The organism is Paenibacillus turicensis (genome assembly GCF_017873435.1).
In the GTDB taxonomy this organism is placed as follows: Bacteria; Bacillota; Bacilli; order Paenibacillales; family Paenibacillaceae; genus Fontibacillus; species Fontibacillus turicensis.
Genome location: NZ_JAGGKG010000001.1, coordinates 25,853 through 40,668, shown reverse-complemented (window position 1 = coordinate 40,668; position 14,816 = coordinate 25,853). Strand labels below are relative to the sequence as shown.

Here is a 14,816-nt window from a genome sequence, read left to right as displayed (position 1 = left end):
CAGATGGGGAGGAGTCCCACAATGAAAATTGAAGTGGATGTCTCCGATGTCAAACAACTAGGAAAACAGCTCAGAAGGTCGGGGAATGAACTTGAACATATATTATCTCAGTTAAATCGTGAGATGGGTCAACTTAGCTTGCGAAGTCAAGGGCGAGCGGAGGTGGACCAGTCTTATAGCCTAATCAAGCGTAGCCTACAAGAAATAGAGCAAAGTCTTGGAATATACGGAGTTGCGCTTGACAAAAAGGCTGATGATTTTAAAGAAGCAGATGGAAAAGCACCACCACGTGATTGGAGCAAGGTTTGGGCGGCTATAAAGATGGCTACAAGCGTTGCTTTAGACTTTCTACCTGTCATTGGTAATGTGAAGGGTTTCATTGAAGCCTTGGTGGGGCGGGATTTGATTACTGGTGCGGAGTTAAGTTGGTACGAACGTGTCTTATCCGCGTTAGGACCTATGGGTAAAGGTGCAAGCAAAGGCGCAAAACTACTTAAATTCACTGATGAAGCGGTTAATGGGGTTTCAAAGTTTGTTAAGACGACAAATTCTGTAGTTCATACCGTTGATAAAGGTAAATCAGTTGTTGAGGGCCTTATTGGTCGAGATTTAGTAACAGGTGAAAAGTTATCCGATGCTCAACGAGCCATGGCCTTTCTACAGGGTGGAAAATTGCTGAGCGAAGGGAAGAAGAGAAATACTTTAGGTTTTGCAAGTGAATCAGCAGATGCGAACAGACGCTTTAAGCATGCAGATGATGTGAGTGAAGCTTTTACTGAAGGCAGTCATAAAAAAGGAAATATAGCCGATGCAGGTGATGCTATTGGAGATCGGAAGCTTCATGCTGAGGAGGCTGTGTTAGGTGGGACGGCTGGGGCTACAACCGCAGCTGCAATGAGTCAAGGTAATCGGAAAAAGGGTGACATTAATACTTCTAATCAAAGCAATAAGGGCAAGGAGATAAATACAGCCGAGACTCCATCTGGAGATAGAAATAATTCTTCAAATATGGTTGGCGACAATGAGAAGAAATCTCAAAAAACGGATGTAGATAAGGTGAAGGAGAAGGATATAACAGCGGATCCTATTCATACTGGAACAGGTCATCAGTTTATGACACATCCTGCCTTGAAGCTGTATGGTGCTGCAACATGGTCATGGGAGTTAAGCTATAATTCTGGTCTGCTCCAAAAAAGCGAGCTAGGTTTAGCATGGAGCCATAACTATGCAATGAGGTTAGAATTTAGTAGTCGTAATGATAGTAACATTACTGATACTGATATGGATACCAATACGGATGCAGGTACAGATATAGGTACTGATGCAGGTGCAGGTGCAGATGTTAGCGCGAATCAACATGAGCAAATCAAAGAAATTACCCTTTTTTGGAATGCAGGAAGACGTAATACGTTCCAGTTACATAGGGATGGAAATTACTATAGTAAGGATACGGATGTGCTCCAAGATCGGTTATGTCCGATCTCAAATGGATACGTGCTTATTGAAGCTGACCGTCGTGAACGTTATTTCTTTAATAAAAATGGAGTGTTAGAACGGCATGTGAATCGTGAAGGACTTGCTCTAAACGTTAAGCATAACGAGCACAATCAATTAATTTGCTTGCAGGATGAGCTTAGCAAACGACAGCTTCATTTTACATATGATAGTAAAGGGTTATTATCTGTAGTCCGTGACGACCATCGTAGTGTGAATTTTACTTATGATTCAGCAGGTTGGTTGGCAAAATATCAAGATGCTGAAAACTATGTTACCCTTTTTAATTGTGATGAGCAGGGACGTATTTTAACTATTCATAATGAGGATTATCTTGAGTTAAGAAATGTGTATGACCCTGACAATCACCGTGTTGTAGAACAATATGATGCTAAAGGGAATGTAACAAAGCTATCCTACGATTTTGATAGTCGCCCAGGTTATCTCATTACTACAATTACGAATCGTGTTGGGGATGTTTTGCAAAATGTGTACGATGAAAATTATTTGCTACTAGAGGTAATTGGTAGTGAAGGGATTTTAGATCGTTATACGTATAATGAACAGGGACAAGAGCTTACTCACGAAAATGCATTAGGTGAAATAAACACTAATACTTATGATGAACGTGGTAATTTGATCGCTACGCAGGATGCCTTAGGCAACCAGACAAGCTACAGATATGATGATAAAGATTTATTAATTGCCCAAGAGGATGCATTAGGTGGAATTACAGCCTATAACTATGATGAGCAAGACCGTTTAATCGGGGTTAAACGTTCAGACGGAGCTTCCTGTCATTGGGAATATGATCAGCAAGGCAAGCTGATCGCTTATCAAGATTATGCTGGCCATATTAATAAATATGAATATAACGATGATGGTGTAATTACAGCCATTGAGGATGCGGAAGGTCGTCGTACCTTTGCTTTGATTGATGAGGTTGGTCGAATTACTTGTGTTAAAGATGCTGTTGGTGGTTTTACTGAACGGACTTACAATGCAAACGATCAATTAATGCAGGTTCAGGATGCTTTAGGTCGCTGTTGGCAGCACACATATGATAAATACGGACAGTTGGTTGCAATCACTAATCCACTTGGCGCACGGACAGTATACACCTATACCCCTGCTGGTCAGATTAGCACCGTGACTCATCCTTTAGGTGGCGTAACCACATATCATTATGATGCAGAAGATCGATTGATTGCGGATATTGATCCAAATGGGGGTAAAACATCCCTACATTATAACGAGTTGGGTTATGTAACGAAGGTAGTTGATCCACTTGAAAGAGCAATAAGCTATCATTACGATGCCACAGGACGATTAGAAGCAGTTAAGGATCATGAGGGACAAGTTGTCCAGAAACTAACCTACAATGCAAATGGTCAGCCCATTGCGATCACGAATGCTTTAGGTCATACGACACAAAAGAGATTTAATGCACTATACCAACAGGTAGAGCAAATAGAGGCGGATGGAGTAAAAACGACCTATCACTATGATGCGGCTGCTCGTTTGCAGGAGGTTGTTCAGGGGTTATTACCACAGACTTTATTGGGTGTAGACAAGAAAGACACATCGGCAGAACAGGGAAAAGTTCACGGTAATGCTGTACCACTTGGTGAAGAACAACAGGACATTAATGAAGATAAAATTCACACAAAAGATCTAGACTTAGATACTGCTGTCAAAGCAGAAGATGCTAGAGTTGTCCAGCATTATGATGCGGAACATCGGGTTACCATGTATAGGGATGCCAATGGTAATGAAACCTATCTGAACTATGACCGTACTGGTAAAATATTAGAAGAAACAAATAGTTCAGGATTTTCGCATAAGTATACTTATGATGAACGAGGTTGGTTAACCTCCAAGCAAAATGCGCGTGGTCAGCAGCAGGACTATAGCTATGATCTAGCAGGTCAGCTTACTCATGTCGAGGATGAGGTTGGACAAGTAGAGCTTGAGTACGATGAAGCTGGTCGCTGGGTTGTTGGCAAAGAAGGCGAGCAGGAAATCCGTCGTAGCTATGATTTAGCAGGCAGATTGATTGAACAATTTGATGTATGGAGTAATCGGATTGGTTATCAATATGATAAATTAGGTAACCTTACGAAATTAACCTATCCAGATGGAAAAATAGTAGAGTATAGATACAATCTAGCAGGGGAATTAACTGAAGTTAAGGACTGGGCAGGACGATTAACTCGGTATCGCTATGATACCAAAGGTAGATTAATTGAAACGAAGCGTCCAAATGGAACGAGAGAGCAGCGTAGCTATGATTTACTTGGACAACTGTTACGTCAGCAGGATGCTAACGCTCAGGGGATTATGCTCCAAGATTTAAAATATGAGTATAACGAAGTTGGGCAAATTGTCCGAGAGCAAAATAAGCAATATACGTATGATCAGCTTCGCCGTTTTGTTAGTGGAGCGAACCAAGGAACAATCACGTACTATCGTTATGATCTTGGTGGGAATTTAACGAAGCAAGAGCAACAGAAACAACGGGTGCAACAAGTTGGACAGCTACAATTTACTACAGAGAAAGATCACTCCTTTAGCTATAGTGCTGACAACCGGCTAAAGTCAATAGGTATCTACCCCACAGAGCTAGATGCAGATGGCAATCTGCTGTATATTACAGATGGTGAAAAGATGGCAGCCTACACCTACGATTCCCGTAACCGCCTCATCCAAAGTGGACGCATGAAATATCGCTACAACTGGCGCAATGAACGTATTGAGACAGTCTGGAAAGGCAAAGTAACCCGGTATGTAGTGGATGATTCAAGCGAATTAAGCAAAGTGCTGATGGAGCAAGATGGTGAAGGTAAAGTCATCGCGTATTATGTGTATGGTCTAGGCCTGATTGGACGAGAAGATGGTGCAACAGGACAATATCAGAGCTACCATAGTGACATACGTGGAAGCACGACCTTCCTGACAGATGAGCAAGGCAAAATAAGTGATCGGTATAGTTATGGCTATTATGGCGAAGTATTATCGCATGAAGGAAGCACCCACCAACCATTTCAATACAATGGGCGAGACGGTGTCATGCATGATGCGAATGGTTTATACTATATGCGAGCAAGGTATTACCATCCAGAACTCAAACGTTTCCTAAACCGAGATGTGCTAAAAGGATACATTTTGGAAGGGCAAACGCTTAACCGCTATGCTTATGTCAATGGCGATCCAGTGTCGTATGTGGATCCGTTGGGGCTGGAGAAGCAGATGGTTAAGAGTAATAGTGTGGGGGCGGGGAAAGTTGATGACTTTGCTAAAGTACCATTTTTACCTGATGAAGCATATGGTAAGAATCTTCCTAAATTTGTTGAGCCAGGAACAAAAAGCTTAAATAAATATGGCGAGTTCGGTAATCTTAAACAAACTAAGTACTATGATGATTATGGAAGAGAAAAGGGCTGGATTGATTATTCTAATCATGGCTATCCTGAGAATCATAGTGTTCCACATTGGCATGAGGTACAATGGAATGAGAAATATCCAACAGGAGGATTTAAAATTGACCATCGTATGGATACAAATCCACCTTTCAAGTGAGGCGTGAAAAAGTATGTTGAAATTAAAATATATTGATGCCAATAATAACCGTGATTTTATTATTAATTTATTGGAGGTAATCAATAAAAAATGGAGTTACATTTATTGGGGAATAGGTGATGTTGAATTAATACCTAAATATCATGGAGATTATCCTGGTACTGGACAGAAAAGTTTTAATGAAGTAGCTTTTAATTTTGAAAAAAAAGTTGAAAGGGAAAGAATTTCTTATTTGACACTTTCGGAATTATTAGAAGTATTGGAAGATACTCAAACAATACGGAACGCAGTTCTTATTTGCTTTCCAAATGAAGTTCCATTTGATTATAATCTTCGTCCAAGGGTTGAGGTAAAGGAACTTAATAAAATCCAGCATGAGTTGGCACAATTAGAAATTAGAATTCTTGATGGTGATTTATTTTTTATTTTGTCTAGAGAGAGAGAGATTGCTTTGTTAGTAAAAGAACAGATGCATGAATTTGTTCTGACTTAATCATTAATGAATAAATTAGAACCTTGACTGGCTCCATGCCTTCAAGGTTTCTTTTTTAGCGATGGTTTGGTAGTTCCTCCTACTAACCCATTAAAAGCATTACTCAGCATTCGTCGTTATCAAATAAAAATTGCATCAGGGAAGCATTTACCAACCATTTCAATACAATGGTCGAGACGGTGTCATGCATGATGCCATTGGTTTATACTATATGTCAGCAAGGTATTACCATCCCACGGGTCAAATATCTAATCAGACATTACATGAAGTTTCGTCACCATCGTCCTTTAAAATAAGATGTTACTTGCTAGATGGTACTAAAATAAAACTTGATATAGCTAGAGTGATAGTTAAAGCTGATTAAAGGATTAGGAGTAAGACTGCTTTTCCATATGCAATGGTCATCCACTGGAGTTTCAAAACAATAAAAAGGAGCAGTGTTCATGAAGAATGTACCCCCAAAGTATGTTACTAAAAGTGCTATTGCAGGTCTAGTGCAGAAAATCAAATTACCTCCTCCTGATCAATTTTCACAAGATTCGGAATATGAAGTGTCTGATCCTTCAAGAATTAATGAGTTTTTATATGCTTATAAACATACCCAATTAAACCATGATGAGAAATTTGCTAATGATTATTATTATTTCATCATTCAATGATGCAATAGCAGAGGGAAAGACAGAGAACAAATGGAATAGCTCGATCAATTCTCTTCTTCTTCAGGATCTTAATATACATATAAACACTTACATTATTGGGCAATGTGGGACGAGGAAGATAGTGAGAACTGTTATGCTGTGACATCATTTATGAGAGAGGTAGCAAGGAGTACAGCCATTTATGGAGAATATATAAAAGATTAAATACTCAATACTTAATTAACAACGTAGGAGAATAAGAAACTCAGGAGAATAAGAAATGAATCAACTTAAGAAAATTCTTATTATTGAAGATGAACAAGATATTGCTCGAATTATTAGAGATTATATTAATAAAAACGGATATGACGCAACGATAACTACAAATGGAAAAGAAGCTTTGGGTTTGATTAATTTGCTACATCCAGATTTTGTTATTCTTGATATTATGCTCCCTGATGTTGATGGAATAGATTTATGTCGTCAAATTCGCGAGAACAATAATGTGCCCATTCTAATTTTAAGTGCTCGTGGTAGCGATACGGACAAAGTGCTTGGACTTGGATTTGGTGCGGATGACTATATGACGAAGCCATTTTCATTAAGTGAATTGTTAGCAAGAATTAAATCCAATTTGCGTAGAGTTGAGAGCATGCTAGGTCCAAAGTCAAAACAAAATGAACACGAAGACATTGTAAACTTTGGGGACTTGTCTATCGATAAAAAGGGATATAAGGTAACGAAAAATGGTATTGAAATCTCGTTATCTGCAAAAGAACTAGAGTTGCTATTTTTTCTGTCCAAACATAGAAATCAAGTATTTTCTAAAAGTCAGCTTTTGGATGCGGTTTGGGGCTATACCACATATGGTGATGAAAGTACGATAACCGTTTATGTTCGAAGAATACGAGAAAAGTTAGAGGTTGATCCATCCAATCCTAAGTATATTAAAACGGTTTGGGGTATTGGTTATAAATTTAGCTTCGAGGAATAACAAGAAGGATTGGAGAGCTCTATGTATTTAAATGATTGGCTAAGAAAATGGTATATTGTCACTTTTATTTGCCTATTCATCATGATTGGATGTGGGGCAGCCTTACTGTGGGACAACTATAGAAGCGGGAGCGAGTCTAGCTCTCAACATGTAGTTAATAAGGTAAGGATCCAAGTGAGTGAGATTATGCTTTTTCTAGAGAAATTTAATCACGAGCTTGATAAGGATCCTAAATTACAAGAGGACCTTCAAGTCATGACTCAAGATTTCCAAGTAGGTTTAGTTTATGCGGCACTGGATGGCCAAATTATATTCAATTCCTCACCCACCAACTCCACCCATCAAATCGATTTAAAGTCGTCAGTTCATTATGACTTATATCATGCAAAAATAAATAAGGATACGTATAGCATCGCTTTTCCTGTGGTAGACCAGGCGACTCAAAATCAAGTTGGCAATGCTATTTTTGTGTTGCCTACAAGTCGTGTCTTAGTTGAGAAATCCCATGCTACAGCTCTTTTTTTATTTATAATGATGACTTCAGTACTGTTCATTTTTTGCGGACTTCTGTTTCTTCTTAGGAAAAAATTTAAGAGGGATATTATTCAGCCCATTCGTCATTTAAAAGACTACTCCGAAGGTATCATTAAAGGGAACTACGAGCAAAAGATCACATATCATTCTATGGATGAAATTGGTGAAGTTTATGCGATGTTTGATCAAATGAGAATGGAAATTTTGCATCATAGTTTTCAAAGAGATGAACAGCAGCAGCTCCAGAAGGAACTAATTTCGAATATTTCACATGAAATAAAGACACCGCTAACTACGCTGAAGGCATACATTGAAGCCCTACGTGAAGGGGTTTGCTCTGACATGTCAGAGGTTATGGAATATGTTGAGGTTATGCATACTAATACAGATAAAATGACGAGATTGACAGAGGATTTACTCTTGCATGCATTAAAAGAATTAGGACAGATTTCAGTGACCCTTACGGAGCAGTATAGTGGAGAGCTTTTGAATAAGATTTTACAGCCGATTGGCCATTATGTTGGTACGTTAGGCGTTTCTTTCCTGGGGCCATCTGACATTCCCGATGTGCTGATCCTTGCAGATGCTAATCGATTAGAACAGGTGATTTCTAATCTTGTTGCTAATGCGTTGAAGCATACATCAGTGGGGGATTCTATTCGCGTTGATATAGTGGTAGGACAGGGACATCTGAAAATAATGATAGCGGATACAGGTAAAGGGATGTTGCCTCAAGACATGCCATTCGTTTTTGATCGTTATTTTAAGGGGAAATTGAATACTGATTCACGAAATGAAGGGTCTGGATTAGGACTCTCGATTTGTAAACATATTGTTGAAGCACACCACGGTACCATTTCTTTCAAAAGTATTCAGGGCGAAGGCACGGTATTTCATTTTACGATTCCATTATGTTAGCTATCGCTGTAATACTTTATTAATATTTCAATTATTTTTTATACATAAGTGCCCTTTACAATGACAATACGACTTAATTTCAGGAGGGTTCACATTTGTTAAAAAAAGTTATTATTCAAGCGAAAAACCTTTGCAAAACCTATTCTACTGGAAGTGAACAATTTCATGCCATCAGAAATCTCGATTTGGAGATCTATGAAGGTGATTTTACTGTTATTATGGGAAACTCGGGATCAGGTAAGTCCACGCTGTTATATATGTTAAGTGGACTTGATTCAGTCACAGTTGGAGAAGTTCATTTTAAAGGGCAACGTATCGACAGCTACACAGAGCAACAATTAGCAGATTTCAGGACGACTAGAATCGGATATATTTATCAAAGCATCAATCTAGTACCTGACCTTACTTTATTTGAAAATATCGCATTACCTGGATATATCGCAGGGCAGTCCAAAAATGAAGTGAAGCGTAGTGTACTTTCCTTAATGAAAGCGATGGAAATTGATGGTCAGCAGGATCGTTTACCCTCTCAGACCTCTGGAGGCCAACAACAAAGAGCGGCAATTGCCAGAGCGTTAATCAATTCTCCTGACGTTATTTTTGCTGATGAGCCGACAGGCAGCTTGAATTATGATCAAGGCGTTGCTGTCCTAGATATTTTAACGAATATGAATCGTGAGGGGCAGTCTGTTGTAATGGTAACTCATGATATTAAAGCGGCTTGCCGAGCTGATCGCCTTATCATAATAAAAGATGGGAAAATAGCGGATGTGCTAGAGTTTGATAAGTTTGATAGAACTGATGTTCAAGATAGAGAAGCAATCATATTTTCTTACGTTTCAGGAAAGGAGTAGGTGCTTATGTATGCAGTTTACTCTCTTTGCTTAGCGAATTTTAGAAAAAAGAAGATACATAATGGCTTGATAGGTTTACTCATCTTTCTATCAACATTACTTCTTGCTACATCAGTAACGGTTATATTAAATACAAACAATTTATTTAGCGATATGCATAATCGAACACGTGGCTCCCATGAGATGTTGACTTTAGGAGGACAGCTACACAATCCGCAAAAGGTGTTGGGGTGGTGGGATAACCAAGAAGGCGTTACAACATCACAATTGATCCCTTTTAGAGCTTTATCAGGAATGACTGTTAAGGGCAGCAAATTGACTTCAGAAGGGCTTTCGAGCCTGACTGTATATATGATGGATACCCCTACACGTCCTTATACTGTGGATGAGCTTGTATTTGCACAAGGACATGAAAGTGTAAACCCTGAGAAGGGCTCGATATGGCTTCCCACATCTATTGCCTATTTATATGATATTTCAGTAGGAGATACACTTGGGTTTACAATAGGTGAGAAAAAAATTGAATTGCAAGTATCTGCTGTTGTTGTAGATATGCCCTTCGGAGCTCCCTTTCCTACATCTGTACGTATATGGATGAATCAGCAGGATTATATTGAACAATTTCATAATACACAGGGTAAAGATGAGTACATGTTAGGTCTTAGATTTGATGATTATACCCTTAGTGTGAGCTATTGGGAAAAATTTGAGCAAGACATGGGTGTTCCTTACCTTGAGTCAAAAATGAATTTTGAAAGTATGTCCTCTTTTTATCTGATTATGAATAAAGTGATTGGATTTATAATGATTTTTTTAGGTATCGTCATGATGCTTGTAGCATTATTTACGATTGGATTTACGATTTCAGACGATATTTTATCTAACTATAAAAAGATTGGTGTACTTAAAGCAATAGGGTTATCTTCAAGGAGGTTAATGGCAGTCTATTTGTCCCAATATGCATGGATTGCAATCATCGCGATTATACCTGGAATAGTGGTAAGTCAATGGATATCAAAAATAATCATAGAAAGTACACTTTCATCTCTTAAGACGGGAGCTATGGTAACCACTCTAGAAGGGAATCTTATAGCAGTAGCTGTCGGGATGGTTGTACTTACCCTTGTATTATTTTGTGTGCTCTTTTATGCGAACAAGGCCAGGCTTGTACAACCTATGCAGGCCATTCGATATGGTATGTCTGAAAGTGACAATAGTGCTTTGACAAAACGGTTAGCTGGTAAAAAGAATAAAATCATTTCTTTCCAAAGGGCGCCACTTATCCTAGTTATCGGGCTAAGAAACATATTGAAGAATAGAAAAGCCTCCATTTTAATGGTCATTTTAGCCACAATTGTGTCTGCAGTGCTCGTGTTAGGATTTGTTTTATTGCATAGTATTAGTGCGATTAAGCAAACATCCCCATTATGGGGATATGACTCATCTGACATTGTACTGCAAATTACTGATAAAGGAGCCTTCTCTCGTACTGAGTTTGATCAAGCGTTATTTTCTGATTCTAGGATAAAAAGTATAGGTTGGGCTGGGTATGTTAACGGTGTTGTTTCTCGAGAAAGGAAGTTGGACTCCGAGCCTCTACATGGCCAAAGTATGAATTTTCAAATAGATATATTGGATGGAAGTTATGAAGATGCTGGATTTACCACAATAAAAGGGAAGAACCCCCGTAACAGAAACGAAATTGCCATTGGATTTAATGTAGCTAAACAATTGAACAAAGATGTGGGGGATGTTATAGAAGTTTATATTGAAGGCTACAAGCAAACACTTACGGTCACCGGAATTTATCAGTCCATATCAAATATGTCATATTCAGCAAGAATTGCAGTGGATGTAATCAAAGTCATTCATCCTGATTATAATCGTTTTATTTTAGCTTATATTCGTTTACAAGATCATCAAGACATTGAAAATGTTATAAATGAAATCAATACGAAATATAAGGGTTCAGCTTCAGCAGTTCCACAGCAAACATTACTAGAAGCAGCATATAAACAGGCGTTTGCTGCTTTAATCCTACCAATGAGTATCATGGGACTGTTATTTACTGGAGTTATTATTATCATTGTGTTTAGTATTAGTCGTATTAATATCAGAAAAGAGAGTAAAACCTATGGCATTTATAAATCTTTAGGACTAACTTCAACTAAAATCAGATTGTCAGTCACTCTAGGTATTGTAGGCCTATCAACAATCGGAGCAGTTGTAGGGATTATTGTAGGTGTTTATCTGCTACCTATTATTCTTGGAAGTATACTCAACTATTATGGTATTGCAGAAATTCCTTTAATTCTGAATTGGCTAGGAATTATTGCCTTTGCTAGTGTGACTTTAATTTCAGCGGGACTTGGCTCATGGGCTTCCTCTAGAGTGGTAGCGAAAGCTTCCCCACAGATTCTGGTGATAGAGTAATAGTTATATATAAAACAAGTCGGAGGCGCGAATAGTTATGCGTCCTGACTTGTTTTTAATTACAAAATAATAGTAATATTTTGGGTGATTATAAAAATTCATAGAAATTACAAAAAATTATCCCTCCATCTACATAATTCGACAAAATCCGCAAAGAATTAGTGTTATAATTTTCCTACTTATATGATTCTTAGGTCTTATCCCGATTTTCTGAGAGTTTCATAACTTAAACCAATTTACTAAAATAGGTCAAAAGGGTTACATACCACATCTAAATTGAGCAGTCATCTTAGATTCGACATCACTGATTTTGCATAAAATTAACGCAGGAATAGTGAGTGACACTTGCTATTCCTGCCTTTTTAAGTTGTTTTCTAAAATGTATTACACATAATTTAATTTTAATAGAAGGTGGAAAAAATCATGATGGATGTAACATGGTTGCTTTATGGTGCCACATTGTCAGTTGCACTAGTGCTATTAGGTATGTGTGGAATGATGTACATGCGGTGGAAAACACAACTTTATAGTGGTTTAGCTGCAGGAGTAGGTTTAACGACATTAGCTGTACTTGGTCAAGTCCTTATTCCAGATAAATTTAGTTCGTTTTATTTGTTTTTCTTATCACTAAATACATGTGGCTTTATAGTCATCCAAATTGCATTATTCCGTTTATTACATACAAAAAGAAATGATAAGTTATACGTTTATTTGGCTGGAACGGGATGCACGTTAGTTGTGGCAGCAGTTTCCTTGTTTCTACCTCCATCGATGCCTGCTTTGCTGTTGCTGCTTATTGTAAGTGGAGTGACTTTATATTCAAAATTCAAGCTGCTTGCTGATGAAGGCTTATCACATAAACATTCACTATCACTATTATTCTACATAATTAGTTTGGGTGCTTATACAGCAGCTACGATGGTAAATTTGAATTTATTGTTAATGCTGAGCCTATTGTTTATGGGAATGGCATTTTACATGATCTGCATGCAACTATTTGAGAGAATCATTCATATTATGCAGGCAGCAGCTTATACCTCAACGCGTGACGATGTAACGGGATTATACACACGTAAACATTTCTTTCAGCAGTCACAACAGCTTTTGCAACGTGGACATGCCTATGGCGTCATTTATCTTTTAATTGATTTTTCACAAGAAAAAAATACAGGTATGCCTATAGATGATCGATTCGGGGTCGTTGGACCGGTGGTGCTTAAATATTGTGATCGCTATGGTATCGCCTGCCGTTATGAGCAGGAGGGAGTTGCTTTATTAGTAACCAAGGCTGCGATGGAGCTACCTAATTTATGTGATTCCTTGAAATTAAATATTGAAGCTGAAATTCATAATCAGATTGCAACTGGCTACATGGAAATTGAAAACGGAGCACCACTTGATGATCTTTTACAAAGAGCTAGAGAGGGTGCTAGGAGAATGAAAGAAAATGGATTGGATAAAATTTTTGATATTGATCATAGTCGAATTTTAAATTGATGAGGTGCAGGCATGAACGCAATTATTGTTACTAACAGGTCGGTTCAAGAGGTACGTAAAGCGATCGGGAGTGCGGATATTAGCTATGAGAAGACAGGGAGATTTGAAGGTGGAGAGTTTCTTGAGCATTGCTTATCTGTCGCTAAAATCCATGTGGAGGCATTCATATTAGATTTGGATTGTGCGGAAACTGCATTTATTTTAGAAGGAATCCGCCAATATCGACTGCTTCGTTATGATACACCTATTATTGTTATAGCATTAGATCGACATAACGAAGATGGCTTTGTCCGCCAATTAGGAGAGCAAGGCATTAAAGTTATTAGTACAGAGCCAGGTACTTCAATTAAAGCGGTATCTAAAGCATTAAAAACGCTATTGCCACAAAACACACAGCAAGATCAGCCTTTACCTGAAAAGACGAAAGATCCAGATGAATTTAACATAGAAATGGATCGCATTCAAGATAAGATTTATCGCTATACCTCTAAAATTCAAGGAAATAGTCACAATGATTCAACAGACGTAATGAACCTGGAGCTGCCGGATCTTCCTTTTCAGGAAAAAATTTTAGTACAGGAGCGTATTATTGGCACGATTGTAGTGGCTGTGATGGGGGTCGAAACGAAGCTTGGCTGTACACATTTTAGTATTATGATTGCTAATTATTTAAACCGTAAAGGTTATACAGTTGCTTTAGTAGAGGCAAATGGCTCTAATGACTTCGCACAGGTTGAAAATGCTTATGAAGGAATCAAGGACTATAACAATCCTACAACCCAATTTAGCATAAATGGAGTTACTTATTATAAAAGCAATCATGACAAGGATATGAGTGCATTAATTGCTAAGGGGTATGATTACTTGATTTTAGATATCGGAGGCTGTGAAGAAAGCGATTGGAGCGAGGAGTTTTTTAGAGCAAATGCTCAGTTTATTTTAGGTGGAGGAAGTGAATGGAGGCAAAAAAAGATTAGGAGTTTTCGAGAAAAATATCAAAAGCTTGATCAATCTAACTGGTTTTATTGCATTCCATTCATTGGAAGTCAGAGCGTGAATGATATTCGTAAATTGTTGCCAGGTAATTTAGTGTTTTCGATTCCAGCCCATGCGGATCCTTATCGAACACAAGGGGATAGTGATTCAATGCTTTCCAAAATCATGAAGCCTTATTTAGGTGTCAAAAAAAGATCGCATCAAAGTAAAGGTTGGATTTACGGAATTATTGGTGGTTGCGTTATTGTAATTATTATTTTAACTATATTGCTAGTTTTAAAGTAATAAGAATCTGATTCAAAAGTAACATTCTAACTAAGGTAATCAGATCTCTTTTACAGTTTAATATAAATTACTTTTCTAGTTAAGAGTCATTTTTTGATAAA

Annotated in this window: 9 protein-coding genes; all 9 read left to right on the top strand. The window is 38.0% G+C overall.

What is annotated here, in order from left to right:
- Nucleotides 1-21 precede the first annotated feature (21 nt).
- Entirely contained in the window at nt 22-5,073 is a 5,052-nt protein-coding gene (locus J2Z32_RS00140; protein WP_210087132.1) for a pre-toxin TG domain-containing protein, read from the top strand.
- Nucleotides 5,074-5,086: 13 nt separating this feature from the next.
- Nucleotides 5,087-5,566, top strand: a complete 480-nt coding sequence (locus tag J2Z32_RS00135) for a hypothetical protein (RefSeq protein ID WP_210087131.1) — start codon at nt 5,087-5,089, stop codon at nt 5,564-5,566.
- A 443-nt stretch (nt 5,567-6,009) separates the two neighbouring features.
- The gene (locus J2Z32_RS22210) at nt 6,010-6,225 is read left to right on the top strand and encodes a hypothetical protein (protein ID WP_245251002.1); all 216 of its coding nucleotides are present in this window, start codon (nt 6,010-6,012) and stop codon (nt 6,223-6,225) included.
- Nucleotides 6,226-6,484: 259 nt separating this feature from the next.
- Nucleotides 6,485-7,198, top strand: a complete 714-nt coding sequence (locus J2Z32_RS00125) for a response regulator transcription factor (RefSeq protein ID WP_210087130.1) — start codon at nt 6,485-6,487, stop codon at nt 7,196-7,198.
- A gap of 186 nt (nt 7,199-7,384) precedes the next feature.
- Entirely contained in the window at nt 7,385-8,650 is a 1,266-nt protein-coding gene (locus tag J2Z32_RS00120) for a sensor histidine kinase (RefSeq protein ID WP_210087129.1), read from the top strand.
- Nucleotides 8,651-8,745: 95 nt separating this feature from the next.
- Entirely contained in the window at nt 8,746-9,504 is a 759-nt protein-coding gene (locus J2Z32_RS00115) for an ABC transporter ATP-binding protein (protein WP_210087128.1), read from the top strand.
- Between the two features lie 6 nt (nt 9,505-9,510).
- Nucleotides 9,511-11,937, top strand: a complete 2,427-nt coding sequence (locus tag J2Z32_RS00110) for an ABC transporter permease (RefSeq protein WP_210087127.1) — start codon at nt 9,511-9,513, stop codon at nt 11,935-11,937.
- 423 nt (nt 11,938-12,360) lie between these two features.
- The gene (locus J2Z32_RS00105; protein WP_210087126.1) at nt 12,361-13,434 is read left to right on the top strand and encodes a nucleotidyl cyclase domain-containing protein; all 1,074 of its coding nucleotides are present in this window, start codon (nt 12,361-12,363) and stop codon (nt 13,432-13,434) included.
- A gap of 12 nt (nt 13,435-13,446) precedes the next feature.
- The gene (locus tag J2Z32_RS00100; protein ID WP_210087125.1) at nt 13,447-14,715 is read left to right on the top strand and encodes a hypothetical protein; all 1,269 of its coding nucleotides are present in this window, start codon (nt 13,447-13,449) and stop codon (nt 14,713-14,715) included.
- Nucleotides 14,716-14,816: the final 101 nt, after the last annotated feature.

Bases quoted from the DNA above. Each gene is read 5' to 3' on its own strand.
- J2Z32_RS00140 (WP_210087132.1), top strand. From the start codon at position 22: ATGAAAATTGAAGTGGATGTCTCCGATGTCAAACAACTAGGAAAACAG.
- J2Z32_RS00135 (WP_210087131.1), top strand. From the start codon at position 5,087: ATGTTGAAATTAAAATATATTGATGCCAATAATAACCGTGATTTTATT.
- J2Z32_RS22210 (WP_245251002.1), top strand. From the start codon at position 6,010: ATGAAGAATGTACCCCCAAAGTATGTTACTAAAAGTGCTATTGCAGGT.
- J2Z32_RS00125 (WP_210087130.1), top strand. From the start codon at position 6,485: ATGAATCAACTTAAGAAAATTCTTATTATTGAAGATGAACAAGATATT.
- J2Z32_RS00120 (WP_210087129.1), top strand. From the start codon at position 7,385: ATGCTTTTTCTAGAGAAATTTAATCACGAGCTTGATAAGGATCCTAAA.
- J2Z32_RS00110 (WP_210087127.1), top strand. From the start codon at position 9,511: ATGTATGCAGTTTACTCTCTTTGCTTAGCGAATTTTAGAAAAAAGAAG.
- J2Z32_RS00105 (WP_210087126.1), top strand. From the start codon at position 12,361: ATGATGGATGTAACATGGTTGCTTTATGGTGCCACATTGTCAGTTGCA.
- J2Z32_RS00100 (WP_210087125.1), top strand. From the start codon at position 13,447: ATGAACGCAATTATTGTTACTAACAGGTCGGTTCAAGAGGTACGTAAA.